The sequence below is a fragment of the Arthrobacter sp. 01T428 genome (assembly GCF_056398685.1).
Map to the genome: position 1 here is coordinate 20,041 of NZ_JBFTPW010000002.1, position 25,614 is coordinate 45,654.

The 25,614-nt window shown below is 63.4% G+C and carries 28 protein-coding genes; 19 read left to right on the forward strand and 9 right to left on the reverse strand.

Annotation, left to right across the window (positions count from 1 at the left end; genetic code table 11):
- Positions 1–142: 142 nt before the first annotated feature.
- Positions 143–403, reverse strand: a complete 261-nt coding sequence (locus tag AC1DJB_RS04130) for an META domain-containing protein (RefSeq protein WP_059389990.1) — start codon at positions 401–403, stop codon at positions 143–145.
- A gap of 735 nt (positions 404–1,138) precedes the next feature.
- Here AC1DJB_RS04130 and AC1DJB_RS04135 point away from each other — a divergent pair.
- Genes AC1DJB_RS04135 through AC1DJB_RS04150 form a run of 4 tightly spaced genes read left to right on the forward strand, consistent with a single transcriptional unit; the run spans position 1,139 to position 4,845 of the window.
- On the forward strand, positions 1,139–2,275 hold the full coding sequence (locus tag AC1DJB_RS04135; protein ID WP_284989038.1) for a type III polyketide synthase: 1,137 nt from the start codon (positions 1,139–1,141) through the stop codon (positions 2,273–2,275).
- Positions 2,276–2,288: 13 nt separating this feature from the next.
- A complete protein-coding gene (locus tag AC1DJB_RS04140; RefSeq protein ID WP_441438144.1) occupies positions 2,289–3,017 on the forward strand; it encodes a class I SAM-dependent methyltransferase in 729 nt (242 codons plus the stop codon).
- Positions 3,007–4,152, forward strand: coding sequence for an FAD-dependent oxidoreductase (locus tag AC1DJB_RS04145; RefSeq protein WP_441438145.1), 1,146 nt, complete (start codon positions 3,007–3,009; stop codon positions 4,150–4,152). The genes AC1DJB_RS04140 and AC1DJB_RS04145 overlap by 11 nt, the downstream gene beginning before the upstream one ends.
- Before the next feature lie 15 nt (positions 4,153–4,167).
- A complete protein-coding gene (locus tag AC1DJB_RS04150; protein WP_307053443.1) occupies positions 4,168–4,845 on the forward strand; it encodes a peptide deformylase in 678 nt (225 codons plus the stop codon).
- On the opposite strand, the gene AC1DJB_RS04155 is transcribed toward AC1DJB_RS04150, so the two are convergent.
- On the reverse strand, positions 4,835–6,862 hold the full coding sequence (locus tag AC1DJB_RS04155) for a S9 family peptidase (RefSeq protein WP_441438146.1): 2,028 nt from the start codon (positions 6,860–6,862) through the stop codon (positions 4,835–4,837). The two genes, AC1DJB_RS04150 and AC1DJB_RS04155, sit on opposite strands and share 11 nt — an antisense overlap.
- A gap of 68 nt (positions 6,863–6,930) precedes the next feature.
- Between AC1DJB_RS04155 and AC1DJB_RS04160 the strand changes: the two genes are divergently transcribed.
- The 4 genes from AC1DJB_RS04160 (at position 6,931) to AC1DJB_RS04175 (ending at position 10,008) form a co-directional block, all read left to right on the forward strand.
- Positions 6,931–7,773, forward strand: coding sequence for a methyltransferase domain-containing protein (locus AC1DJB_RS04160; protein WP_441438147.1), 843 nt, complete (start codon positions 6,931–6,933; stop codon positions 7,771–7,773).
- Between the two features lie 121 nt (positions 7,774–7,894).
- Positions 7,895–8,356 carry an NfeD family protein gene (locus tag AC1DJB_RS04165; protein WP_307053440.1) on the forward strand — a complete coding sequence of 154 codons (462 nt, stop codon included), beginning with the start codon at positions 7,895–7,897 and terminating at the stop codon, positions 8,354–8,356.
- A gap of 118 nt (positions 8,357–8,474) precedes the next feature.
- Positions 8,475–9,416, forward strand: a complete 942-nt coding sequence (locus tag AC1DJB_RS04170) for an SPFH domain-containing protein (RefSeq protein WP_307053439.1) — start codon at positions 8,475–8,477, stop codon at positions 9,414–9,416.
- Between the two features lie 244 nt (positions 9,417–9,660).
- Positions 9,661–10,008 (forward strand): RNA polymerase-binding protein RbpA, encoded by a 348-nt coding sequence (locus tag AC1DJB_RS04175; protein WP_059389983.1) that lies wholly within the window; start codon positions 9,661–9,663, stop codon positions 10,006–10,008.
- 116 nt (positions 10,009–10,124) lie between these two features.
- Here AC1DJB_RS04175 and AC1DJB_RS04180 read toward each other — a convergent pair whose 3' ends face one another.
- Positions 10,125–10,577 (reverse strand): cytidine/deoxycytidylate deaminase family protein, encoded by a 453-nt coding sequence (locus AC1DJB_RS04180; RefSeq protein ID WP_441438148.1) that lies wholly within the window; start codon positions 10,575–10,577, stop codon positions 10,125–10,127.
- Positions 10,578–10,581: 4 nt separating this feature from the next.
- Entirely contained in the window at positions 10,582–11,886 is a 1,305-nt protein-coding gene (locus AC1DJB_RS04185; protein ID WP_059389981.1) for an MFS transporter, read from the reverse strand.
- Between the two features lie 551 nt (positions 11,887–12,437).
- On the opposite strand from AC1DJB_RS04185, the gene AC1DJB_RS04190 reads away from it, so the two are divergent.
- The 8 genes from AC1DJB_RS04190 to fdxA all read left to right on the forward strand — a co-directional run bounded on the left by AC1DJB_RS04190 (position 12,438) and on the right by fdxA (position 20,359).
- Complete coding sequence (locus tag AC1DJB_RS04190; RefSeq protein ID WP_059389980.1) at positions 12,438–13,046, forward strand: helix-turn-helix domain-containing protein; 609 nt, start codon at positions 12,438–12,440, stop codon at positions 13,044–13,046.
- A 228-nt stretch (positions 13,047–13,274) separates the two neighbouring features.
- Positions 13,275–14,657: an FAD-dependent oxidoreductase gene (locus AC1DJB_RS04195; protein WP_332602213.1), complete on the forward strand. Its 1,383-nt coding sequence runs from the start codon at positions 13,275–13,277 to the stop codon at positions 14,655–14,657.
- Positions 14,654–15,913: a CaiB/BaiF CoA transferase family protein gene (locus AC1DJB_RS04200; RefSeq protein WP_441438149.1), complete on the forward strand. Its 1,260-nt coding sequence runs from the start codon at positions 14,654–14,656 to the stop codon at positions 15,911–15,913. The genes AC1DJB_RS04195 and AC1DJB_RS04200 overlap by 4 nt, the downstream gene beginning before the upstream one ends.
- An 8-nt stretch (positions 15,914–15,921) precedes the next feature.
- Complete coding sequence (locus AC1DJB_RS04205) at positions 15,922–16,722, forward strand: enoyl-CoA hydratase-related protein (protein ID WP_370872690.1); 801 nt, start codon at positions 15,922–15,924, stop codon at positions 16,720–16,722.
- Positions 16,723–16,779: 57 nt separating this feature from the next.
- Positions 16,780–17,712, forward strand: coding sequence for a dihydrodipicolinate synthase family protein (locus AC1DJB_RS04210; RefSeq protein WP_441438150.1), 933 nt, complete (start codon positions 16,780–16,782; stop codon positions 17,710–17,712).
- Complete coding sequence (locus AC1DJB_RS04215) at positions 17,712–18,497, forward strand: SDR family oxidoreductase (RefSeq protein WP_441438151.1); 786 nt, start codon at positions 17,712–17,714, stop codon at positions 18,495–18,497. The genes AC1DJB_RS04210 and AC1DJB_RS04215 overlap by 1 nt, the downstream gene beginning before the upstream one ends.
- 62 nt (positions 18,498–18,559) lie before the next feature.
- Positions 18,560–20,035, forward strand: coding sequence for an aldehyde dehydrogenase family protein (locus tag AC1DJB_RS04220; protein WP_441438152.1), 1,476 nt, complete (start codon positions 18,560–18,562; stop codon positions 20,033–20,035).
- 6 nt (positions 20,036–20,041) lie between these two features.
- Positions 20,042–20,359 carry a ferredoxin gene (gene fdxA / locus AC1DJB_RS04225; RefSeq protein ID WP_059389976.1) on the forward strand — a complete coding sequence of 106 codons (318 nt, stop codon included), beginning with the start codon at positions 20,042–20,044 and terminating at the stop codon, positions 20,357–20,359.
- A 2-nt stretch (positions 20,360–20,361) separates the two neighbouring features.
- Here fdxA and AC1DJB_RS04230 read toward each other — a convergent pair whose 3' ends face one another.
- The 5 genes from AC1DJB_RS04230 to AC1DJB_RS04250 all read right to left on the reverse strand — a co-directional run bounded on the left by AC1DJB_RS04230 (position 20,362) and on the right by AC1DJB_RS04250 (position 22,996).
- A complete protein-coding gene (locus AC1DJB_RS04230) occupies positions 20,362–20,673 on the reverse strand; it encodes a hypothetical protein (RefSeq protein ID WP_307053434.1) in 312 nt (103 codons plus the stop codon).
- Between the two features lie 31 nt (positions 20,674–20,704).
- Positions 20,705–21,712: an isopenicillin N synthase family dioxygenase gene (locus AC1DJB_RS04235; RefSeq protein WP_307053433.1), complete on the reverse strand. Its 1,008-nt coding sequence runs from the start codon at positions 21,710–21,712 to the stop codon at positions 20,705–20,707.
- A gap of 75 nt (positions 21,713–21,787) precedes the next feature.
- Complete coding sequence (locus AC1DJB_RS04240; protein WP_059389973.1) at positions 21,788–22,135, reverse strand: VOC family protein; 348 nt, start codon at positions 22,133–22,135, stop codon at positions 21,788–21,790.
- 75 nt (positions 22,136–22,210) lie between these two features.
- Entirely contained in the window at positions 22,211–22,501 is a 291-nt protein-coding gene (locus AC1DJB_RS04245) for a hypothetical protein (RefSeq protein WP_059389972.1), read from the reverse strand.
- Between the two features lie 102 nt (positions 22,502–22,603).
- Positions 22,604–22,996 (reverse strand): nuclear transport factor 2 family protein, encoded by a 393-nt coding sequence (locus AC1DJB_RS04250; RefSeq protein WP_284989059.1) that lies wholly within the window; start codon positions 22,994–22,996, stop codon positions 22,604–22,606.
- A 175-nt stretch (positions 22,997–23,171) separates the two neighbouring features.
- Here AC1DJB_RS04250 and AC1DJB_RS04255 point away from each other — a divergent pair, with 175 nt between their 5' ends.
- The 3 genes from AC1DJB_RS04255 to AC1DJB_RS04265 all read left to right on the forward strand — a co-directional run bounded on the left by AC1DJB_RS04255 (position 23,172) and on the right by AC1DJB_RS04265 (position 25,597).
- Positions 23,172–24,023, forward strand: a complete 852-nt coding sequence (locus tag AC1DJB_RS04255; protein ID WP_284989061.1) for an alpha/beta hydrolase — start codon at positions 23,172–23,174, stop codon at positions 24,021–24,023.
- A gap of 46 nt (positions 24,024–24,069) precedes the next feature.
- The gene (locus tag AC1DJB_RS04260) at positions 24,070–24,753 is read left to right on the forward strand and encodes a hypothetical protein (RefSeq protein WP_059389971.1); all 684 of its coding nucleotides are present in this window, start codon (positions 24,070–24,072) and stop codon (positions 24,751–24,753) included.
- A 391-nt stretch (positions 24,754–25,144) separates the two neighbouring features.
- Positions 25,145–25,597 (forward strand): Hsp20/alpha crystallin family protein, encoded by a 453-nt coding sequence (locus AC1DJB_RS04265; RefSeq protein WP_441438153.1) that lies wholly within the window; start codon positions 25,145–25,147, stop codon positions 25,595–25,597.
- Positions 25,598–25,614: the final 17 nt, after the last annotated feature.

The following is a 25,614-nucleotide window of genomic DNA, read 5'->3' on the forward strand; positions in this document are numbered from 1 at the left end:
GTGTGGCAAGCGTTGCGGCGTGAATATGGACTCGAAACGATCGCGGTTTGGATCCTGGTGGGGGAGGAGCCCCATGCTGGACCAGCGGAGCCCCGCCGGGAATTCCGCCTGGTGGGCAGCGTAACGCCACAACGAGCGCCTGCTATTTGCTTTTAAAGCTGAGCGTGTCCGCTCCAGCCGTCCAGGTCAGAGTGTCCTTCACGAACGACATTTCTATGGGGCGACTGAGGAATTGCGTGACCCATTGCTCCTGAGCAGAAGACTCGCCGGCGCAGCCCATTGCTCCAGCCGCGAGTTTGCCGAGTGTGAGAGTGTTCGCTGTGATGGTCGCCGGTCCACTGATCGGATTGCACGGGGTTTTCGCCGCGAACTGAAGCACCCCGTTGACGGAATACAGTTCCACTCTCAGCCCGCCTGCCGCCACCCAAGGCAGGGTGACGCCGTCGGATGTCCCCGAAATGCTGACGTATTGCGAACATGGGGCGGACGGCAGGAACGACGTGCACGGAACCACTGGAGGCGTGGAAACGGTCGGGGAAGGCGCTGGGACGTCCGGCCTTGTTTCGCCTACCGGGCCCGATGCACAAGAAGTCATTAGCAGGACGAAAAATAGCAGGCGAAAAGTGTTTTGCCACAATCGTGAATGCTTCATCGAATCCCCCTGAAGATGGAAGCTGATCGGAGCGTATACGTGGTCGGCGGCTTTGTCACTGGGCTTCGTTCGCCGGTTTGGTTGCCACTGCGCCCCGGGGAGAAGCGGGGGTCTGGCAGGACCGATTTCGGCACCTGTGCGGCCGTCGGAAGAAGCGGATGTATTCGTAGAAACGGGCGAACGGTCTTTCGCTACTTTACATAATGTAGATTATCGGCGTTAAAAGTACGGGAGTGGAAGTAGCTGTGAGAACCCGTTCCTTTGTCGATTGCCAACCGGTCCAGCCGCTCGGCGAGCTCAGCGAAACGGACAAATGGGCTCCTACTAGAACTAGTAGCCCATCGCCTCAATTTGTGACGCAGAAGCTTTGAAAACCCGGAAACCGGTCGAGGAGCAGCTCCCCGGAAAACAGCCGATGCCCCTCAAAACGTCCACATTTCCACGCCCTGCCATTGTCAACGGCATCTTCGTCGCCAACAATGAAGCATGCCGGTCTACGTGAGGTCTCTGGAAACTGCCGTACCGCCCACAGTGCTTGTGCAACCACAGGCGCGCGACGTTTTTGCATCTCAACCCGGCCTGACACGGCTTGGATCCCGGCTGGTGCGAACCTGTTTTGATTCAGCAGCAATCGATACCCGATTCACCGCCGTCGCCGAATTGTCCCTTGATAACCACTCCGAGAATCCCTCGTTCTTCGACCCTGCCACGGGCCGTGTACTTAGCCCCAGCACCAAAGTCCGCAACGAAATCTTTGCCGTCGAAGCCACCAAATTGTTCATCGAGGCCGCCAAGGCCGCCGTCGGGAAATGTCCCGATATCGATTTACTTGACATAACCCACGTCATCACTGTTTCCTGTACCGGATTTTTCAATCCCGGCCCCGACTACAAAGTGGTCCGGGCCCTCGGACTCAGCCCGGCGGTACAGCGCTATCACCTCGGCTTCATGGGTTGCTACGCCGCGTTCCCCGCCCTCCGCGCAGCCCGGCAGTTCTGCCAGGCCGACCCCTCTGCCGTCGTCCTCGTCATCTGCGTGGAGCTTTGCTCGCTCCACGTCCGGACCTCAAACGATCCGGACACCATCATGGGCTCGGCGATCTTTGCGGACGGCGCGGCAGCCGCCGTCGTGACTTCCCGCGAACCCGAAGGGCCGGACCCGGTGATCAGGCTCGATCACTTCGAGACTGTCCTGACGCCAGTCGGCGAAGAAGCCATGGCCTGGAACATCGGAGACGAAGGATTCGAAATGGTTCTCGGCACGTACGTGCCCCACATCATCGAGGAACACATCACAGGCGCGCTCGAACCGCTGCTTGCCCGGGACCCCTCCCTGGCCGGACTCCCCTACCGGGACATTACACATTGGGCCATCCATCCCGGCGGCCGCAGCATCCTCGACAAAGTCGAATCGAAGCTTGAACTCACCGAAGAGCAGATGATTCCCGCCCGCGACGTCCTTCGCGACTACGGCAACATGAGCAGCGCCACTGTGCTCTTCGTCTTGAAACACATCCTGGGACAAACTCCGGCAGAGCGGGAGGAACGCATCTGTTCCATGGCATTCGGGCCCGGCCTCACGGTGGAGACGGGACTGTTCACCAGGGTTTCCCCGACCCTGTGATGCCGGGTCTCTGATGCTCGCCCACCCCCGCGCTGGCGGCTTTCTCGGCGAACGGGATGTGACCGCGGTGGAAGACATGGACCGTCCCGATTGCGAGCTTGACCGGCTCAACCGGAGTTACGCGCGGTTTCCGATCGTCAACGCCGTAGTTTCCGGCTGGCGGGCCACCTACAGCTCACGGATCAAGCCTTTGCTCACGACGGCGGTGCCCACCACGGTCCTTGACATCGGCTGCGGCGGTGGAGACGTCGCCCGTAACCTCGCTCGTCGTGCCGCGGCGGACGGCTATCAGCTGGAAATCACCGGAATCGACCCGGACGAGCGCGCCTTCCAGTTCGCCAACTCCGCTCCGCCGGTGGAGCGCGTGAGCTACCGGAAGGCCCTCAGCTCGGAGCTCGTGTCAGAAGGTCGCACATTCGACGTCGTTATTTCCAACCATGTCCTGCACCACCTGACCACCCCGGAACTCGCCGCCTTCCTTCACGATTCCGAACAGCTTTGCGGCCGGATCGCCCTGCACAACGACCTCAAACGCAGCCGCATGGCCTACGCACTTTTCTGGGCAGGATCCTGGCCCCTCGGCATCGGTTCCTACATCCACGGCGACGGCCTCACGTCCATCAGGCGCAGCTACACGGCAACGGAACTCCAGGCCGCCACTCCCCCGGCCTGGACGGTTGAACCGAGCGGCTTGTGGCACAACCTGCTGGTCTACCGGCCCGGCGAGGTCCATGATGTTTGACGTCGTGGTGGTTGGAGCCGGACCTGTCGGGCTATATATGGCAGCCCTGCTGCTGCAAAACGGGCACCGCGTCGCGGTTCTCGAAAGGCGCGCGACGTCGGGCCGCCAGACGCGCGCCATAGGAATCCATCCTCCCGCCCTGGCGGCCTTGGACGCAGTAGGTGCCGCACATCCCTTGGTCTCTTCCGGGGTCCGCATCACCCACGGTGCGGCTTACAGCGGTGGCAGGAAAGTTGCCGACATGGACTTCGCCCGCCCCTCCGCCGAGTACCCCTTCATCCTTTCCGTTCCGCAATACCTCACCACCCACGCCCTCGAGTCCAGGGTGATCGACCTCGATCCGGGAGCCCTCCACCGCGGGGTGCAGGTTGAGGAAGTCGTCGACGACGGCGGACACCTGCGTCTGCGGGGACAGCAATCGGGGGCTCCGGTGGAATTTCTAGGCCGCTTCGTCGTGGCCGCCGACGGTGTCCATTCCGCCGTCCGTGAGGGACTGGGTTTGGAGCCGCGTCTCCGCACCTATCCCGACTACTACGTCATGGGCGATTTCCGGGATGAATCGACGTACGGCGACAACGCCGTCCTCTTCCTTGAGCCCGGAGGAATCGTGGAGTCCTTCCCCCTGCCCGACGGCATCCGCCGGTGGGTGGTCCGGCTTGGCGCGCCGTGCCAGGAACCCACTCCCCATGAGCTCGCCGCACTTATCAAGAAGCGGACCGGCAGCGCGGTGGATTCCGCAAGCAATACGATGATCAGCGCGTTCGGCGTCACCTCCCGGATGGTCTCCCGCATGATCCACGGACGGGTCGCCCTGATTGGAGACGCCGCCCATGAGATCAGCCCGATCGGCGGCCAAGGGATGAACCTGGGCTGGTTGGACGCCGTTGCTTTGGCGCCGATCATCAGCGAAGCATTGCGAACATCCGCGGGAGGCCCTGCCACCAAGGAACTCGCTGGATTCGAGCGGGACCGGCACCGTGCAGCGAAGAAAGCCATCTGGCAGGCCAGCCTCAACATGGCGCTGGGCCGCCCCTTGCCCCCGAAGGTCCTCAACGCAAGGAACGCGGTGATCGGCCGAGCCATCACCTTGCCGATGTTCTCGGAGCTTGTTGCCCGTAGATTCACGATGCATTGACACTAAGCTCAATCCATGGACTTTGAGACCCGCCCTCTGGCTGCCGGCCCGGACACCACGTTTACTGCCTCGGAAATCCGCAGCGCAGTCCAGGACTTGCTCGGCCTCGAAGGCCTCCCGCCCATCGTGCAGGTCGGCCATCCCGTGCTGCGCCAGCGCGCCGCGCCCTATGACGGCCAGCTCGACGACACCGAACTGGCGCAACTGGTCGAGCGGATGCGGGATGTCATGCACGCCGCTCCCGGTGTGGGCCTCGCCGCACCGCAGCTCGGCATCCCCTTGCAGCTGGCCGTGCTCGAAGACCATTTCGATGTTGACCCTGTGGCCTCGGAGATCCGCCAAAGGACACCGCTGGGCTTCTTCGCGATCCTGAACCCCGGCTACGAACCCGAGGGGACTGCAACGGCGTCGTTCTACGAAGGCTGTTTGTCGATGCGCGGATTCCAGGCCGTGGTCACACGGCACCGCGATGTCCGCCTGCATTATCAGCGTCCCGACGGCAGTGCAGCCTCGGCTGGATTCTCCGGATGGCAGGCCCGGATAGTCCAGCACGAGACCGACCACCTGCAGGGCGGACTCTATGTGGACCGCGCCGAGTTGCGGTCCCTGGCGAACGATGCAGAATACTCAGCACATTGGGCGTACCCCGGTATCGACGAGGCACGCCGCGGGCTTGGTTTCCTCAATCCGTAGCTGAGCCGGCCTCGCGGGGCCGGTTTGCTGCTGAAGGCAGGTGCCTTGCCCACCACGCGAGGATCTGCTCGAAACGCTGTCGCCTGTGGTGTGGCGTGCCCGAGCGCGATAGTTCGTGATCTTCACCCGGGAAGAGGAGCAACGCCGTCTCCACGCCTTGCGCCTTGAGGGCGGCAAAGTAGCGCTGGCCCTGTTCAACCGGGCATCGGAGATCGTTTTCGCTGTGGACTACCAGCGTGGGTGTCCGGACTGCGGTCACCACGGCCATGGGGCTTTGGGCCGCCATCTGTTCCAGCGAGCCGCCCGTGTATTGGCCACCGAAGAACCATCCAATATCCGATGATCCGGCAAAGCTGACGGGGTCAAGGAATCCGCGCTCCACGATGGCTGCCTTGAAGCGGTGTTCGTGGCCGATGACCCAGGCCGTCAGGTATCCGCCGTAGGACCCGCCCATGATGCCGATCGATTCCTTGTCCATCGCGGGGAAGGCTTCCACGGCACCATCCAGGAAGGTGAGTACATCCGCCATGTCCACGGTGCCCATCTTTTCCTTGATGGCCCCGCCGTGCGCCTGGCCGTACCCGGCGGAACCACGCGGGTTGCACATCAGCACGGCGTATCCCGCCTCTGCGTAAACCTGGGCTTCGTCGAAGAAGGCTCCCGTGTACTGCGCGAAAGGGCCGCCGTGGATGGTGAGCAGCACGGGGTGCGGGCCTGGCCCCTCCGGCAGGACCGCCCAGCCATGGACCGGGTAGCCGTCAGGGCCGGTGGCTGTGAACTCGTGCGGTTCAAGAATGGTTGCTTTGCCTCGGAGCGCCCTGGCGAAATCGGTGAGCACCCGGAATTCACCGTTCTCCAGAACGCCGAGCTCACCGTTGCTGAACGCGTCACCGAAAGAGACAGACACGATGTCTCGCACCGCGGAAGCGCCGATCACCACCCGGGGCCCCTCGACGAGGACCTCGCTCCCGCCGTCGGCCGTCCAGCGGATCAGTTGCACGTTCCCACGAGTCGTGTTGAGCGCCAGCACCCCATCCGCTCCGACGGTTTCGAGGGGGCCGCCAACGTCCTGGTTTTCGACATCGCTCAGCATCGTCGCCTTGCCACCCCGGACCGGCATGACATATAGCGCTGTGTTCCTCGCGACGAAATCCAGGCCGTCATCGCCGAGGTCCTGTGCCGTAAAGAACAGCCATTCACCGTCCACGGACTCGCAGACTTCCAGGACAGACTGCGGTGCAGCGTCCGGACGCAGCGCGGTGATGTCCCCTCCCGCGGCGGGGACACGATAGATACCCGAGGCGAGATCGGCGTCGTGGCCTTCGTGAAGCGAGGCGACGAAGTAAACGCTCTCGCCGTTGCGGCTGAACGACGGCGAGGTGTGGTCGATGTCGCCGGAGGTCAACTGCATGGCCCGCGGCACCAGGCTCGCGGCCTCTGGCCCGAGGGCTTTAGCGGCCCTCCCGGCGGGGGCCACCGGCGGTTCCGCTCCGGGCTCGGGAACGTCGACGACGAACAGTTGCGCGGGCTTGTCGGCGGTGTAACCCAGTCCATTGAGCCTGTATTGGTTGTCGGTGATCAATCGGGGGTCTTCGCTGCCCGGCCCGACGCCGTCAACCGTTCCGTAACGGCCTTCCTCGGCAACCCGCGAAGAGAAAACAATCCTGTGAGAATCGGGTGCCCAGGAAAAGTCCGAGACACCCAGTTTCTGCTCAGTGATCGCTTGCGGTTCCCCGCCGTCGGCCTCCACCACGTGCAGTTGCGGCTTGCCGTCCGGCGTCGCCCTGAGGAATGCCAATACCGTACCGTCGGGCGAGAATGCCGGTGCGGTGTCCCGGAACCCACGGGTTATCCGACGGGGCGGGATCGCAGGGTCAAAAGGAACGCTCCAAAGCTGCCCGACATACGCATCAGCATCGAAATCGGGCCGCGTTACGGACACGACGGCGCGGGTCCCATCGGGATGGGCGGCGGGAGCAGAGACGGAATTCAGCAGCGGGAGTTGTTCGGCTTTCACGCTGGTGAGCCTAGCGGCCGCCACGGCGTGACGATATCTGCCACTCCGGCCGCCGTAGGATTGTCCCTATGCTTTCCGACGCCGTCCCTTCCCTGCGCTGCCCGGTCTGCAGGGGTCCTTTTGGACTAAGCGGGGCGGCGCCGCTTTCCCTGGTTTGCGTCGCCGGCCACAGTTTCGACGCCGCCAAACAGGGCTATTTCAACCTGCTCACGGGAAAGGGCACCGTCTTCGAGGCGGACACGGCAGAGATGGTCGCGGCCCGCGACGATTTCCTGGGCGCGGGCCACTACGCTCCGCTCGCCGAAGCCATCGCGGAGGAGGCGGCTCCGGTCCTGTCGGTGCCGGGCTCCCTGGTCCTCGATTCGGGGACAGGCGCCGGCCACTACCTGCGGACAGTGCTGGAACGCACTCCTGCGGCAGCCATTGGCATCGATATCTCGAAGTTCGCCCTCCGCCGGGCCGCACGGCTGAATCCCGGCGCCGTCAATCTGGTGTGGGATATCTGGCGACCACTGCCCATCGCCGACCACTCCGTGGATGCCATCATCGTGGTCTTCGCGCCGCGGAACCCCCCGGAATTCGCCCGCGTCCTGCGTCCAGGCGGCCGGGTGATCGTGGTGACTCCGCGCAACGGACACCTTGGGGAGATTGCGGAACGCACCGGAATGCTCAACATTGAGCCGGGAAAAGAAGAACGACTTACCGAGTCCATGCAGGAGTTCTTCACTCTCGCGGACACCATTCACCTCGACGTGGACCTCAAGCTCGGTGGGCGGGACATCGCCGATGTCGCCTTCATGGGACCGGCGGGTCATCACCTGGAACGCGCCGCCCTTCTGGCGTCAACGGCCTCGGAAACGTCCGTTCAAGCCACCGCGAAGTTCACCCTCAGCGTTTTCATAGCGCCGTAGCAAGGCGCCTAACGGGAACCTTCGCGCCGGGCTAGGATGGAAAAATAGCGACTGTGATCTTGCCGACGCTGCAGTCCGGATCAGGCCGGCTGCCGCCGCAAGTCCGGAAACAGGGGGAACAATGTTTGAATGGCTTGGCAGCAACTGGTGGGCCCTCTGGCTCACGGTGTTTCTCGCTTTCGCCGTGGTGGAGATGCTGACGCTCAGCTTCTTCTTCATCATGCTCGGGGCCGGCGCGCTGGCTGCACTCGTCGCTGACCTTGCCGGAGCCGATCTGTGGTTGCAGATTGTGGTCCTCTGCATCGTGTCCCTGCTGATGATCGCGTTCGTCCGTCCTATCGCACTCAAGCATCTGCACAAAGGGCCCGCCGAGCAACGCACCAACGTGGACCGCTTGATCGGCCAATCGGCGCTCGTCATGGAGCCCGTCAGCGCGACGGCGGGACTCGTCAAAATCGGTGGCGATGTGTGGAGCGCCCGCAGCGCGGCGGAAACCATCGACGCCGGCCAGACCGTGCAGGTCACCAGGATTGACGGCGCGACGGCGGTAGTCGCCCCGACAGCGGAAAACAGCCCGCACTAGCAGCGTCCCGCCATGGCTTACGCCACGACGTTCGACGACGAGCGTTCGGCGACTGGCGACCGGCATTTTGCCGCACACATACCGCATCAAAAACGTAACTGGGGAATGAAGGAGATGTATGGACAGCTTGGGAGGAACTGCAGCCGCGATCGTGCTGCTAGTTCTCGTCATATTCGTGATTATCGTTTTGGTCCGCTCGATCAGGATCATCCCGCAAGCGCGCGCCGGCGTCGTGGAACGCCTCGGTAAATACCAGCGCACGCTCAACCCCGGGCTCACCATCCTGATCCCGTTTGTCGACCGCTTGCTGCCGCTGTTGGACCTTCGAGAACAAGTTGTTTCCTTCCCGCCGCAGCCGGTGATTACCGAAGACAACCTGGTTGTATCGATCGACACCGTGGTCTATTTCCAGGTCACGGATCCCCGGGCAGCGACCTACGAGATCGCCAACTACATCCAGGCTGTTGAACAGCTGACCACCACGACGCTCCGTAACGTCGTGGGCGGCTTGAATCTTGAAGAAGCACTCACTTCGCGCGACCAGATCAACGGCCAGTTGCGCGGGGTCCTGGACGAAGCCACGGGACGCTGGGGAATCCGCGTTTCCCGCGTGGAGCTCAAGGCAATCGACCCGCCGCACTCCATTCAGGACTCAATGGAGAAGCAGATGCGGGCCGAGCGCGACCGGCGTGCTGCGATTCTGACCGCCGAAGGCACCAAGCAATCGGCGATCCTTACGGCCGAAGGCCAGCGGCAAGCGGCAATCCTCGCTGCAGAGGGTGACGCGAAGGCGGCCATCCTCCGCGCCGATGGCGAAGCGCAGGCCATTCAGAAGGTCTTCGACGCCATCCACAAAGGCAACCCGGATCAAAAGCTGCTTGCCTACCAGTACCTCCAGACCTTGCCGAAGATTGCGGAGGGCTCATCCAACAAGCTGTGGATCATCCCGAGCGAGGTCGGTGAGGCCCTCAAGGGCATCGGCGGTGCGCTCGGTGGCGCCAACGGCGGATCCGGCGTCGCTGACCTGTTCAGCGATTCCAAACAAGAACCGTCCACGTAACTACCGACAGTTTGAACGGGGACCGGCCACAATCTCTCTGGCCGGTCCCCTTCGCTTTGTCCTGTCAGCTTCGATCCGCGTATAATGGTGTATTTGTCCGGCCGGTTCAATCCGAACGGAACATTAACGCTTGGTCAGGCGTTTCATCTAGTGATGCAACGTGTGCAGACAGTAGTCCGGGCGACGCCTCGCGGCGTCCGGCTAGCGCGGAGCATGGTTCCGCGAACAGACAGAGGGAGTAATCATGAGCGATCGCAGCCTGCGGGGCATGCGTCTTGGCGCCCAGAGCATGGAAACCGAATCCGGCGTGGAGCCGGCGCCGCGTCAGAGGGTTGAATACCGCTGCGCGGACGGAGAGCAGGTCTTCGTTACCTTCTCCTCCGAAGCCGAGATCCCTCCTGTCTGGGTTTCCAAGACCGGCAAGGAAGCGCTCCTGGTTGATGGTGAACGCCCCGTTGACACCAACGAGAAGGCCGTCCGCACCCACTGGGACATGCTGCTGGAACGTCGCAGCCTTCCCGAGCTCGAGCAGATCCTCGAAGACCGCCTGAACATCCTGCGCGAACGTCGCGGGGAACGCCGCTCGGCATAACGCCGCAATTCCCAAAGGGCGCCGTTCCTCAGCGGACAGTTGCCGAGGGAACAGTTTCACGATATAAGTCCGGGTCCGCACTCTTCAGAGTGCGGACCCGGACTTTTCCGTTGCATTTAGTGCATCTTCATGGCTTCCGGTGGTTGGGTGGCCCATTCGGTCTCGGTGGCCCGCATCCAGGGATATGGCAGGAGTTCGGCTAGACCGACAATTCCAACCTCTCCCCCGGCATCAACCAGGACCGTTGCCCCGGCTCCGTAGTTCCGCAGCAGCTCCCGGCAGACGCCACAAGGATTCGTGACCTGCGGTTCTCCGTGTTCGTCCATGCTGACTGCGACGGAGGACTCGATGGAGGCTTCCTGGGCAATGCGGGCATTGGCGAGGGCGCTGGATTCGGCACACACGTTGATTCGTTTGGAACCGATGTGAAGGCCCAGATAGATCGCCCCTGACGCGCCCCGCATCGCGGCAGCGACACGATGGTTCTCGCTGTGATGAGCCGTGAGGAGCAGTTGGCGGGCCGCGGCGTAGAGCTCTACGTCGGACTGACTGAGGTCAAACGAGATCACGTTCCTAGCTTCCAATGAAGATGCCGCTCTTCCTGCGTGCCAGCAGGTAGAAGACAATGCTCAGCACGGACAGCACCGCGACGTAAACCGGGAAGATCCACGATGCATTCATGGACTGGAGCCAGACCAGGAGATAGGAAGCCGTACCACCGAAGACGGCCACACCAATCCCGTAACCAAGGGAAGTTCCGGCGCCTCGGCATGATTTGGGCATCAGGGAACTGGTGACGACGTTGTACAGGGTCATGTTCAGGACAAGGACAACCGAGCCGCCCAGGAGGACCGCGGCGAACCCGCCGATGCCCGGACGGACGTACATCAGCATCAGGAAGACCGACGGAATCGACAGTGCGCGGGTGATCAGGAACCACTTCGAAATCGACTTGCCGTCTGCGAACTTGCCGACTACCAGGCTGCCGACCACCAGCACGGCTCCAAGAATGGTGGTGAGGGCGAAGACAGCGGTGGCGTCTTCTTTGAAGCCGCTGCGGGCCGCGGTGGGCAGGCCGGTATTCCAGGCGTAGTTGTAGGCTTGCGCTGCTCCAACCACGAAGGTTATGGCCAGCACGCTCAGCCAATGCTTGCGCACGCCGCCCCAAACAGCTTTGGAGGAGTTCTCCGCGAGCTCCTCGGGCCGCATGGTTTCCGGAAGAGTGCGCCGAAGGTAGACCACGATGAAGCCGAAGATCGCTCCCACGATGAAGGGAACACGCCAGCCCCAGTCGGCCATGACAGCCCCGCTCAGCATCAGGCTGCACAGGTAGCTGACCAGCGAGGCGAGGAGAATGCCGGAGTTGACGAAGAAGGAGATGATGCCCGCGACGAACCCCTCGCGTCCCACGGGAACCAGTTCGACGGCGTGCGCGGTGGAAAGCGGAGCTTCAACACCGGTGGAGATGCCCTGCACGATGCGGCAGACCAAGAGGATGACGCCGGCGGCGCCGCCGATCTGCTGATACGTCGGACACAGGGCGATGATCAGCGTGGTGATTGCCATCATCATGATGGACCAGAGCATCACTTTTCGACGGCCGATTCTGTCGGCGAAAGTACCGAGCAGGACGCCGCCCAAGGGACGGAAGGCGAACCCGACGGCGAAGACGGCCAGGGCGTTAAGCGTTGCGGCGGTGGGGTCCTGCGAGGGGAAGAACTTTGGCCCGATGAAGGCCGACAGGAGTCCGAAGACCATCCAGTCGTACCACTCAAGGGTGTTCCCGAGTCCGAGGCCCAGCAGCCCACGGCGGATTTCCGGAGAGAGCCGGGATTTCCGGGCGCTTTCCGGGCCATTCTTGACGACAGTGTCAGTCATGATTCTTTCCTTCCTCCGCACCTTCGCGGTGCGTGAGGGTACGGATCACCGTTGACATCCAGGGGGAATGGACGGTGATCGAAACTATCATTTTGGCTTGGTCCGGCAAGGCCGAACCAGCTCACCTCATGGGAAGCGAGTTAGCCCAGATAGCTACGCGTGCCTCTTCGTAGCGCTTTGAAGCAAACGGGGACACCCAGTCCCGTAAGAGGGAGCGTGGATGGCTTGCTTGGGTGCCGCAGGATCAGAAAGGGAAACACGAGGGTGGACGTGGGGCCGGGCTGGGCCTTCCGCCAGAAGGCTGAAGCGCCAACGTCTCTGATCGTGTTGCAAACTTCCCCAAGTGATGCGACTCACTTAACTATATTGAAGATATTCACCAGGTCAATGCTTTTTGGTAAATAGCCTTCGTTGCCCCGCGTGCATTGAAGAGTCTGCCGCGGCAGCGGCGTCAGTGAACCCGGAGAACGAGAAAATTTCACCAAACCATTGATTCGCTAAAATTTTTCACTATAGTTATGTGAGTCAGCTCACCGAGAGAAAGCTGGATCATGACCAACGAGATCATCACGGCATCCTCACCTGCCGGCACGAGCGCGCTTCTGGCAACTGTCGGCAACAAGGTCCGCACGATGCGCAAGGACAAGGGGATGACCCTGTCCAAACTCTCGGAAATCACCGGTCTCAGCCCGGCGATCGTCAGCCAGATCGAACGCGGGCTGGCCAACCCATCATTCACCACCTTGGCGCAGCTGGCTCACGGCCTGGACATTCCTGTGGGGAAGTTCTTCCTCGGCCAGGAAGAAACCAGGTCGCCGGTTGTCCGCAAGTCCGAGCGGCGAAACCTCAAAGGCGTCACCAAGAAGTCCGTGGGAGAGGCAGTCTATGAACTCCTGACCCCGGACCTCAATGGCGCCTTGGAGGCCCAATGGATCGTGAGTCCGCCAGGCCACGACACCAGCGCCACTCCTTTCCGCCACAGCGGCGAGGAGTTCGGCATCATCTTGTCGGGAAAGAAAGACATCTTCCTCGACGGCGAGTGCTACACGCTTGAGGCGGGCGATTCGATCACCTTCTCCTCGGATACGCCTCACTGGTACAAAAACAGCTACGAAGAGGTATGCGTAGCTATCTGGGTCAACGCCCCTCACGTATGGTGACCAGCCGGCGCTAGCCGCCGCTCGCTCCCATACACGTACGGACCCTTGGACGTCCGTTCGCAAACATCTCAATCTTCCGTGTCCAGGTCCCCCATGACCTCTACTCGGCATGCCCTCCGCCAGGCCTGGTCCGCTGCGTACATCGCCGCGGGCTCCTCCTGAGCACCCCGTCTATACCCCGGCAACCGTTCCAACGGAATGCCCGCCGGGAAGTAAGGATCCTCCACCATGAACTCCTTTGCCACCACATCGTCACTGGAACTCAGTACGACGACGGCGGACCTCACCGCACCCGTCATCTCCCGCTCCAACGTCCTCGTGGTCGGCGGTGGGCCCGCCGGCGTGGCCGCCGCAGTTACCGCAGCACGGTCCGGCGCATCCGTCACGCTCCTGGAGCGCTACTCCTCGCTCGGTGGACTTGCCTCCGGAGGCATGGTCCTGGTGCTCGACGACATGATCAACGGCCAGGAAATCACGGTGACCGGCATCGTTTCGGAGTACGTGGAACGGCTGCAGAAGCTCGGCCTTGCTATCGTTCCGCCTGCCGATGACCGCAAGACCTCCGAGGAACTCTGGAACAAGTGGGGCCGCTACGGCACCTTCGACTTCCACTCCCACACCAACCCCAAGCCGATTTGCTACGCCGCAGCCTTCGATCCGGACGGCTGGAAGCGCGTCTCCAACGACCTTGTCCGCGAAGCCGGAGTCAACCTCCGCCTGCACTCGTGGTTCTCCCGCCCGATCGTGGACAACGGCGTGATCAAGGGCGTCATCTGCGAGACCAAGTCCGGCCCGCAGGCGTTCATGGCGGACATCGTCATCGACACGACCGGTGACATCGACGTCGCCTCCCGTGCCGGCGCCAGCCACATCAAGGACAGCTATCTCACCACCCTCGTCTTCCGCCTGGGCAACGTGGACACGGCCGCCGCAGAAGCTTTCGAGCAGGCCAACCCGAAGGAGGCCCGTGCCATCAACCGCACCATCAAGCGCCTCCTTGGCGGCGCTTGGGAACTGTGGTGGCTCAAGACGCCCATCGACGGCGTCGTCTGGTGCAACGCTCCCCACATGACCGGGTACGACGGCGTGGATCCGGCGGACATGACCGCCGCAGAGTTTGCCGCGCGCGACCGTATCACCGAGGCCGTGGAGTACGTCCGTGCCCACCTGCCCGGCTTCGAGAACTGCTACATGCTGGACGTCGCCTCCCAAATGGGCGTACGGCAGACCCGCCTGCTCGAGGGCGAATACGTCATGACCAAGGACGATGTCACCTCCCGCCGCCACTTCGCGGACACTGTGGCCCGCGGCCGCGATTACTACTACCCGTACCGCTCGCTGCTTCCCAAGGAAGTGGACCAACTCCTCGTCGCCGGCCGCCACTACTCCGCCACCCCGGAAGCGCAGAAGATGTCCCGCGAGATCCCGCCCTGCATGGCCATGGGCCAGGCAGTCGGCGTCGCCGCGGCTCTCGCGGTCGAAAACGGCACCCTCGTCCGCGACGTTTCCGCGCTGGACATCCAGCAGGGCATGCGCCGGCACGGTGCGGACCCGGGCGACATCCCGTCGTCGAACGCTACAGTCGACAGCGAAGCGGTGGTGGGGGCATGAGCACCGACACGCTTCTCGATGAGTTTGAGGAAACCACGACGGCGGCGCCCGCCGGCGCCGCCAAGTCCAACGGCATCCCGCTTCCGCTCGACGGCATCAAGATCGTGGACTTCACCCAGGTGTTCATGGGACCGTCCTGCACCCAGCTCCTGGGCGACTACGGCGCGGACATCATCAAGGTGGAACGTCCGGGCGTCGGCGACATTTCGCGCAATTCGTTCCCGGACAAGGACGGCCAGGACAACCCCATCTTCCTGTCCATCAACCGGAACAAGCGCAGCGTTTCCGTGGATACCCGCACCGACGAGGGCAAAGCCGTCCTCCGCCGGGTCATGGCCGACGCCGACGTCGTCGTCAGCAATTTCCGTTCCGGCGTGATGGAGCGGATGGGCTTCGGCTACGAGGAACTCAAGGCGGAGAACCCCGGAATCATCTGGGCCTCCGGCACGGGCTTCGGCCCGGTGGGACCCTACTCGCACAAGGGCGGCCAGGATGCGATCGCACAGGCGTACTCCGGCGTGATGTGGCGGCGCGAGTCGGACGACCAGAAGCCGGCCATCTACCCCACCACGTTGTGCGACTACATCACGGGCATGCACCTCATGCAGGGCATCCTGCTGGCACTGCGCACCCGGGAGGCGTCCGGCTTCGGGCAAAAAGTCGAGGTGACAATGTACGACTCCATGCTCCACCTGCAGATGCAGGAGGCGTGCATGCAGCTCAACCGCGGCTACGAAGTCAATTGGGGCGCCATGCCGCTGAGCGGTGTCTTCGAAACCACCGACGGCGCCGTCTGCATGGTGGGCGGCTTCACGCCTGATCCGCTCGCTCGGATTTCCGAAGCGCTGGGCCTGGACGAGGACCTCACCCAGCGGCCGGAGTTCGCCAACCTGGTGCAGCAGTTCAAGCACAAGCCGGCCTTGCAGGCGATCTTCCGGGAGCGGATGGCCACAAACACTACCGAGTACTGGACCAACCAACTGGAAAGCCAAGGCCTGCTCAACGCGCCTGTCCACACCCTGGAACAGGCACTGGCCGATGCCCAGACGGAGGCCAACGGCATGATCGTGGAAGCCGAGCACCCGGGCGTCGGCACTGTGAAGATGCTCAACGCCCCCATTCGCTTGTCTGCTACCCCGCCTTCCGTCCGGCGCGTGGCGCCGCGGCTCGGTGAGCACAATGTGGAGGTCCTCCTGGAGAACGGCTTCGACGCTGAAACCATCGAGCGCCTGCAGAAGTTGGGAGTGCTCCGGTGACCGTGTCGATGGAAGAGACGACGATCGTCGACCAGGTCACGCTGACCATCGAGAACCACGTGGCCACGGTGGTCATCGACCGCCAGCACGTGCTCAACGCCGTCGACGGGACTGCACAAGCCCGGCTCAACGAGATCTGGAGCCAGATCGAAGCCGATCCTGACGTGCGCGCCGTCGTCATCACCGGGGCCGGCACGCGGGCGTTTTGCGTCGGGGCGGACATGTCCGCCTCTGCCGTGGACAAGACCGGCCTGCAGTATTGGGCGGAGCTTGACCCCAACGGTTTCGGCGGACTGAGCCTGCGCACGAGCCTGGACATTCCGGTGATTGCCCGGGTGAACGGCTATGCGCTGGGCGGCGGCATGGAGATGGTGCTCGGCGCCGACATTGTGGTCGCCGCGGACTCGGCCCGCTTCGGCCTCACCGAACCGCGGGTCGGGCGCTTGGCGCTCGACGGCGGCATCCACCAATTGGTGCGCCGCGTCCCCTACACGCAAGCGATGGGCATGCTCCTCACGGGCCGCAAGGCCGAGGCCGCGGAAATGCAATCGATGGGACTGGTCAACGAAGTGGTCCCCGCGGAGGAGCTCGACGCCGCGGTGCAGCGCTGGGTGGACCAGATCCTCGCCTGCGCGCCCAGCTCCGTCCGGGCCGTCAAGCAAATGGTCAGTAGGACCAGCCACCTGAGCGCCACTGATGCCCGAGGCCTCAGGCTGCCGGCACTCATGGCCGCACTCGACAGTGAAGACTCCGCTGAAGGCGTGCTCGCCTTCCAGGAAAAACGCCCGCCTGTGTGGCCGGGCCGCTGAATGCAGCATGAACAGATGCAAGACACCGAACTTCAGCACGAACGGAAGGACAAACCAATGCGGGAAGCACTAGCACCCGGAGTGTGGGGCGTCGTCGCCACTCCATTCCAGGGCAGCACCCTCGATCTGGACACCGACAGCCTGGCCCGGTTGGTGGAGCACTATGAATCCATCGGCGCGACAGGGCTGACTGTCCTGGGTGTCTTCGGCGAGGCGGCCGCCCTGACCGCAGCGGAGCGCAGCCTGGCGCTGGAAGTGGTGGTCGAAGAAACCCGATTGCCTCTCGTGGTGGGTGTGACCTCGCTCTTCACGGGCACGGCAGTCGAAGAAATCCGCGCCGCCCAGGCCGTGGCTGGCGACCGGCTCGCAGCCGTCATGGTGCAGGCCAATTCGGCCCGGCCGGAAGTTGTGATCGCGCACCTGAACGCCATCCACCAGTCCACCGGGGCCAAGGTCGTCCTGCAGGACTACCCAGTGGCCAGCGGCGTCAGCATCGGCACCGAAGCACTCATTTACGTGGTCCAGGCGTGCAAGTTTGTTGTCGCGGTCAAGGCCGAGGCCCCGCCGACCAGTGTGGCCATCGCCCAACTGTCGGCCGCCGTCGACGTCTCGGTGTTCGGCGGGCTGGGAGGTCAAGGGCTGCTGGACGAGCTGGTGGCTGGCGCCGCCGGCGCCATGACGGGGTTCTCCTACCCGGAAGCCCTCGTTGCCTGCGTCCGCGCGTGGCAATCGGGCGGTTACGACGATGCCCGGGACGCGCTGCTCCCGTACTTGCCGCTCATCAACTTCGAGCAGCAGGCCCGGATCGCATTGGCGGTCCGGAAGGAGTGCTTCCGTGAGCGGGGCTTCATCAAGGACTCCGGCGTCCGGCCGCCGGCGACTCCTTTCCCGGAGGTCCTCAGGAACGGAATGCTGACGCATCTGGCTGAAGCGGCCCACGCTTTGGATCTCTCCCTTACCCCCGCCGAGCACACAGTAGGAAGGCTCTAATGGATTTCGGAATCAGCGGCAAGACCGCCTTCGTCGCCGCCTCCACGGGAGGGCTGGGACTGTCCGTCGCCCGCGGGCTCGCGGCCGAAGGCGTCCGGGTTGCCATCACAGGCCGCCGCGGCGAGCTGGCCGAGAAGATCGCAGCAGAGCTGCAGGCTGACGGCCACAGCGCCGTGGCTGTCGAGGCCGACCTGAGCACAGCGGACGGAGTGACCGCCGCCGTCGAACGCGCAGTGGAACTACTCGGTCCCATCGACATCCTTGTCCTCAACGGCCCCGGTCCCAAGCCGGGGGCGGCAGCGAGCCTTGGCGCCGACGAAATCGCGGCGGCGTTCGAGCTGCTCGTGAAGCCGCACCACGCGCTTGTCTCGAAGATCCTGCCGGGGATGCGGGAGCGGCGCTGGGGACGGATCCTGGCCATCGGATCCAGCGGCGTTGTGGCACCCCTGCCCAACCTTGCCGTCTCCAACACGGGCCGCGCAGCATTGGCGGGCTACCTCAAAACCCTTGCGGCGGAAGTGGCTCTCGACGCCGTCACGGTCAACATGATCCTGCCGGGACGCATCGCCACCGATCGCGTCGCCGAACTCGACCGGGCGGCGGCCAAGCGCCGTGGCACCACGCCCGAGGAAATCCAACTCGAATCCCGCAAGACCATTCCGGCCAGACGCTACGGCGAACCGGAGGAGTTCGGCGCCGCCGCTTCTTTCCTCTGCAGCGCCCCCGCTTCCTACATCACCGGCGTCGCGCTTCGCTGCGACGGGGGCCTGATCCGGAGCCTCTAGGTCCGGCCGTCCTCCCGAACAGCCCCAACACCCAATCCCAACCGCTAAGCCAAAGGATGACCATGACTTCCACCGCCACCGAATCGGCAACGTCCGCCCGACAGGATGTTGCCGCCGCGCAGCACCTGATCAACGGCGAATGGACCGGAGAACCCGAAATCCAGCGAATCAACCCGGCCCGCCCGGATGAACTCGCTGCCCTCTCCCCGCGAGGCACCGCCGACGACGTCGACGCGGCCATCACCGCCGCTGCCGCCGCCCAGCCGGCCTGGGCAGCCCTGCCCGCCCCCGCCCGCGGCGCCATCCTCATGACCGCCGGCAACCTGCTCCTCGAGCGCCAAAGCGCGATCGCCGAGGACCTCGTCCGCGAAGAAGGCAAAACCCTCGCCGAAGCCAAGGGAGAGGTCAAGCGCGCCTCGGACGTCCTGCGCTTCTTCGGCTCCCTCGGCTGGGGCGCCACGGGCGAAGTACTTCCCAGTGGGCTCCCGGATACCACCATTACCACCCGGCGCGAGCCGCTCGGCGTCGTCGGGCTCATCACCCCGTGGAACTTCCCCATCGCCATCCCGGCATGGAAGGCCGCCCCCGCACTCATCAGCGGTAACGCCGTGGTCATCAAGCCGGCCGAACTCACCCCGCTCTCCGCGACGCACCTTGCCCGCGCCCTCCACGACGCCGGTGTACCCGCAGGAGTCTTCAACGTGGTCCACGGAAAGGGCCGCGTGGCGGGAGACGCTTTGGCACGCGATCCCCGCATCGCCGGGCTGTCCTTCACCGGATCCACCAAAGTGGGGCTTGGGCTCCAGGAAATCCTGAACGCCCGCCGCGCCCGCGTCCAGCTTGAAATGGGCGGCAAGAACGGCGTCCTAGTGCTCGACGACGCCGATCCGCAGAAGGCCGCCGCGGTAGTCGCAGCCGGTGCGTTCGGACTCACGGGCCAGGCGTGCACCGCGACGTCCCGCGTGTATGTCACCCCGGGTGTCCGCGACGCGTTCCTCGAAGCCCTTGTTGCCGAGGCCGCGGGCTACACCGCCGGTGACGGGCTCGACGGCGCCAAGATGGGCGCTGTGGTGAGCAGCCAGCAGTTCGAACAGGACCAGGCAGCGGTGCGCACCGCCGTCGAACGCGGCGCCACCCTCCTTCACGGAGAGTACGACGGCGACCCCTCCGGAGCGCTGCTCTTCCCTGCCGCGGTGCTCACCGATATTGCGTTTGACGACGCTGCCGTGACCGAGGAAATCTTCGGTCCGGTAGTCGCGGTCCTGCAGGTCCCCGATTACGAGGCCGGACTCGCCGCCATCAATGATTCCCGCTATGGCCTCACCGCAGGCATTTGCACCGACTCCCTGGCCTTGGCCACGGATTTCGCCGCACGCGCGCAGGCGGGCGTGATCAAGGTCAACCGTCCCACGGCCGGCCTGGACTTGAACGTGCCGTTCGGTGGCGTGAAGGACTCCTCCACCAACACCTTCCGCGAGCAGGGCAAGTCCGCACTGGACTTCTTCACGTGGGGCAAGACCGTTTACACCGGTGTGTAGCGCGTCATGACCTATGTGATCGCGCAGCCCTGCGTGGACGTCAAGGATAAAGCCTGCATCGACGAATGCCCTGTGGATTGCATCTACGAAGGCGAACGCTCGCTCTACATCCACCCCTCCGAATGTGTGGACTGCGGCGCCTGCGATCCCGTCTGCCCGGTGGAGGCGATCTACTATTCAGACGATGTCCCGGATGAGTGGGCAGATTATGTCCGGGCCAACGTCGAGTTCTTCGAGGAACTCGGATCCCCGCAAGGAGCCTCGGCGCTGGGAAACCTGGGCCGGGACCACCCGGTGGTTTCAGCGGCACACGTCCCGGGCTGACGTTAGGCGGCCAGCCTGGCCTGGATCGCCCGTCGAAGCGACTCCAGGCTGGGCAGGCCCCTTAAGCCATCGGCCGTACGGTAGACGCGACACGCCATAGCCGGTTCCGCGGTGGACGGGTAGAGGTCAGTTCCGTCCACCATGAACGTCGGGGATCCGTGGAATCCGGCCGTTTCCGCCTCTTCGTCGCTCACAATCTCCCTGACCGAAATCAAGGCCGGGTTGTTCCCTTCCAGCTCCACGGCCCGGGAGAAAAGTTCGCGGGCCGCCGAGCTGTGGGGACAGTCCTGGATGGTGAGCAATTCGAAATCCATGACCCCATTATCCGGCTTTGACCTGTCCGGCTCACAGCAGGTCGGCGTGATGCTCTGCGACGACGTTCGGATGGGCCCGAAGCCGGTACCGGAGGGCGTTGTCCCCGTAGGTTTCCAGAATCGGACTGTTTGTCGGGTCAACGGACAAGCCACGGGCTTTTGCCTGGAACTCAGGGCTCACGGCAAGCTGTGGCATGGTCGCGTCCAGTGCGGGGTTGTAGAAGAAGGGAAGCGAAATCCGGTCCGTGCCTCGAAGGGGTGAGATGACCCGGTGCAGGGTGGCCTTGAGGTAGCCATTGGTGGCCAGTTCCAGCATTTCGCCGATATTGACCACGAAAGTCCCCGGCACTTGTGGGGCGTCGATCCATTTCCCCTGGTACTCGACCTGGAGACCGCCTTTCCCGGGCTCAACCAGGAGAAGCGTGAGCACTCCCCCGTCACGGTGGGATCCTACGCCCTGCTTGGGTTCCGGGTTCGACTCCCCCGGATATCTCACAATTTTGAGGACAGGGAAAGCGCGCTCGGCGAATGCCGCATCAAAAGTGTCCTCGGGTGCTCCGAGCGAAACTGCCAGTGCCCGTAGCAACGCAAGCGAGATGGTACTCAGCCGTTCGGTCCATTCCGAGACAATGTCCCGCATCTCGGGCAACGCCTCCGGCCACAGGTTGGGCCCCTCCAGACGCCAATATTCGGCAATGCCAGGGCCCGGCTCAACAGCATCGCGCTCGACGCCGATGTCGATCTGCTCGCGCCAGTCGATCCCGCCGTCGGTGAGCTCGCCACCAACGCGGGTGTAACCGCGGAACTGGGGGCTGTGGACATTCTCGATCGCGAGCTTTTCCTCTTCCGGCAGCTCGAAAAAGCGCCGCGACACGTCGAGAATCGCGTCCGTCAACTCCTGCGGGATGCCGTGGCCGGCTAGGTAGAGGAAGCCAACCTCATGCATGGCATCTCGCAGTTCGTCACGGAATCGTGCGGCTTCTTCCGGGCCTGCATCCAGACGGGAGAAATCGATCACGGGCAATGTATCGAGAGTCAATGCACTTCGTCCTTTTCATCGAGTGTCGCCGTCGTGTTCATCGAGTGTCGCCGTCGTGCGGATGATCCCTACGCTTCAGTTCGGCTGTTTGGGACGCCACACGCCGAAACGGTTGCCGTGCGGGTCCAGGAGGTGCGCGAACTCGATCGCGCCGTTGTCAACGAACGGAATGGCTACGCTTGCACCGAGAGACTCGGCCCTGGCGATCGCGGCTTTGACGTCGTCAACCTGGACGTAGAAGATCGCCCACGACGTTCCCTCGAGCGAGGTCGTGTCCCACAGCCCGCCCTTGTCGCCATTCACCATCTGGTAGCTGGCAGGAGAGGACTCACCGAAACTCCAGTCGAAGAGCGAGCCGTAGAAGGCCTGCGTGCCCTCCGGATCGGGGGAACCGACTTCGAAGTAGTTCACTATGGAGGCCAAAACTGTTTCCTTTCCACTTCCCTCGCTGATAGTCGGAAGCCGCCCGCGAGACCTGGGGGCGGCCTTTTCGAATGGTTAGGGCATGACCTTGTAGAGATCGACGACGGTCTCTTCCGGGGGTGACTCGAATCCACCCGCGATGCCCGCCTGCATGCGGGGCATGAGAATGCTGTCGCGGAATTTCTCCCAACTTTCTTTCGACTCGTGGACGGCCATGATCGTCCAACCGCCCGCCGACGGGCCTGCTGCGTGGAAAGTCTGGCCCTCGGGCAAGAGCCCCTCTCCTGGGTGAACAGCGGCTATTGACGCCTCGTATTGGTCCTTGGTGCCTCCCGGGAAGAAGTGCACCACTCCGTACGGCTCCATATCTGCTCCTTGCTGGTGTGGATGGGTGTGGACATGCCAAGCAATAGACCCCGCCGCCCGGGATGTCAATGAGTTTTCAAAAGCGGGATCCACATCCGGGATTCAGGTCCAGAATTCGTCTGCCTTGGCCGTGTCCTCGAAGAATTCCCGGCCCTCTACGACCTTTCCGTCGCGGAGAACAAAGGAAATGGCAGTTGCAATATCCAGGGTTTTTCCATCGTTTTCTGCGCGGCTTTGCTGGAGCCCGATGGTGTGGCTTTCTCCACCGACGATGTCCTGGACCGCGGCTTGGAAGGTACCCTGGGAACGTGCTCCCAGCTCGCCGAAATAGGCCAGAATGGCGTCGCGTCCTTGCTTAGTGCCGGACAGCACGCCATTCCCAGCTGCGTACCAGACTGCGTCCTCAGCGAACAACTCGCTGAGTGCCGCCAGATCACCCGTGTTAAAGGCCTCATATCCCCGCCGGACCAATTCGGCGTTTTCTGTAGCTCCCATGTTCGGATACCTCTCCGTCATCCTCGTAGGTCAATGGGACGGCTTAAGGCTATTCCTGGGCAGGGTGCCTGTCGATGGGAAAGAGCTTGAGTTGGGCGACCACGCGAACGCCCGCCGCCGGCGATTCGGTGGCAAGCTTGACCACAAGGGGCCGCACCTGGATGGAGGGTAAGCCGTGATTGATACCGCTGAAGCCGTTCTTCACGACGGCACGACGATTCCCATCGCCATCCACGGAAACGGACGCGCCCTGATGGTTCCGGCCCGTTTCGCCCCTTATCCGCCGGAGGAAGCCGAAACGATGCGCCGGTGGGGCGCAGATCCGGATCTGGGACCCAATCTTGTGAACGGACTCGCGCGATCCCACCGCGTCATCGTCGCCGATTATGAAAGCCACCGGATGGCCCACCCCGCACCGGACACCCTTACTCCACGGAATGTCACGGCTGATCTCCTTGCCATCGCCGATGCCGCTGATGCCGGCAGCTTCGCCTATTACGGCTACTCCTGGCTGGCACTTTGTGGCTTGCAACTAGCAATCCGCACTGACCGGCTCTGGGCGCTAGTGATGGGCGGCTTCCCACCCCTCGATGGACCCTACGAGAGCATGTTGGCGGTCACGCGAGCAGCACATTCCATGTCCACACAATCTGCCGACGTCGTTCCTTCACCGACCGCCGACGTTGAGCCTGGAGACTGGGATTCGGTGCCCGTTCAAACGAACAAAGCACAAACCCGACAATTCGTCACTCTCTACGAGGCCCTTCAAGACTTCGACGATTCCGCCGCCGAAGTCCAGCCGGGTTTGCCCCGCCTTGCCTTCGCAGGATCGGACGATCTGATCGATTACGGCCCGGCATGGGGCAACGTTCATGTAAAGATCGGCGAGCCCCTGACGACACACAAGCAAGAACTCATTGACTCCGGGTGGGATGTCCACGTGCTTCCTGGCCTTGATCACATCGGAGCGATGCGTAGCTCCGTCGTCTTGCCGCTCCTGACGGACTGGCTCCGGAAGGTCGGCTAGGCTGCGCCCTCTTGAGACAGGTCCGGGCCGGTGGGACGATGAAGCGGTGAATCCCTTCCTCGAATTCGTCAGCCACAACTGGTGGCTGATCTTTCCGCTGAGCGGATTGGCTGGCGGGTGGGCGCGGTCCTGGTCCAGGGCCAGCGAAAGGCGGCACCGCCGTCGGGTGGAGCTCTATCAGCTCAAGAACCGCGCGGCGGAAGCGGAGCACGCCAGCCAGGCCGAGGTGGTGCGGCTGCAAGAAGCACACGACGCCGTGAACAGGCGATGGCTCGAATACGAACTCGACATCGCTAAGCTCATCGATTTTCCGGTCATGTCCGATGTCCGCGAACCGCTCACCGTGGAATTTCTTCGGGCCAAGCGGGATGCTGACGGTCTGCGTCCGGCAACTCCGGGAGAAATCACGACGGCGGCCCGGCTGGCTGAGTATCGCGCGGCCGTCCGGAGCTTCGAGCTGGCGTTCGATGTGGCGGAACGGGAAGCCAAGCGCATCAAGGACAGCAACTTCACCGAGCCCGAGCGCCAGCGGCTGGCGACCGCCAGGAAGCTGCTGAGGATCGCTTCTGACAGTGCAGCGACGCCGGCGGAGCGACAGACCGCCTACAAGCGCGCCCGGCGCGAATTGGATGGGCTGATTGTCCTGCCCGAAGCGACCATCGCCGCCCTGGAAGAGAAGATCGCTGGAATACTCGACGCCCCAAAGGCTCCGGACTTCCATCAAAGCTGAGAGGAACCGATCTCAGTGTTTCAAGCGATGGATGATCACATACTTGTGGTGCTTCCGGTGTCGAGTCTTGGAACGACGTGGAGTCAGACCTAGAGGGGGTAACCCAAGGGCTTTCCGCCTGGCTGAGAGCCGAATATTTGCGTAAATCAGGAAGAAGATGAAGCCCAGCGATGGGATGAGCAGCACGAATATCCACGGTAAATTGCCCACGGCGCGCCTCCTATGCTCAGTCTCCGACCCGGCACAGCCGTCGTCAAGATTGCGTTATTAAGTGGTGGACGCCGCGTCGGCTGAGACAAAGGGCTATCCACGGGACCATGCTAGGCGTAGCTTTTTTCTCATCCCGGCACGTCTAACTTGGCCCGCAGCCGGTACCTACCAGGAGGTCATCATGGACAACCTATTCGGACGCGGCGGACTTGGAGTACCGGAGCCGCTCCGACGCTTCCTTCAAGGCGAATCCGACCCTTCGCTCCGCATCGAGCAATACCAAGAGGGGGACACGCTCGTTGTCAGGGTGGATCTGCCTGGAATCGACCCCGCGACCGACGTCGATATCAGCATTGCGGACGACACCCTGCGTATCGAGGCGCGGCGCGAAGAGGATGCCGAACGCGTGGACAAGAAGGGCTACCGCACCGAGCTCCGTTACGGCGAACGGTCCCGAAGCATCCCTTTACCCCGCGGAGTGAGCCAAGACGGCATCGTCGCGACGTATGAGGATGGCGTCCTGGAAATCCGCATCCAGCTCCCCGAACTGTCAGAGCCGCAGACCACGAAGATCCGCGTTGTCCGTACGGGTGGCCGCGAAGCGAATCAGTCTCCGGAGGAGCCGGGGAACTAGCCCGGCCGAGGACGCGG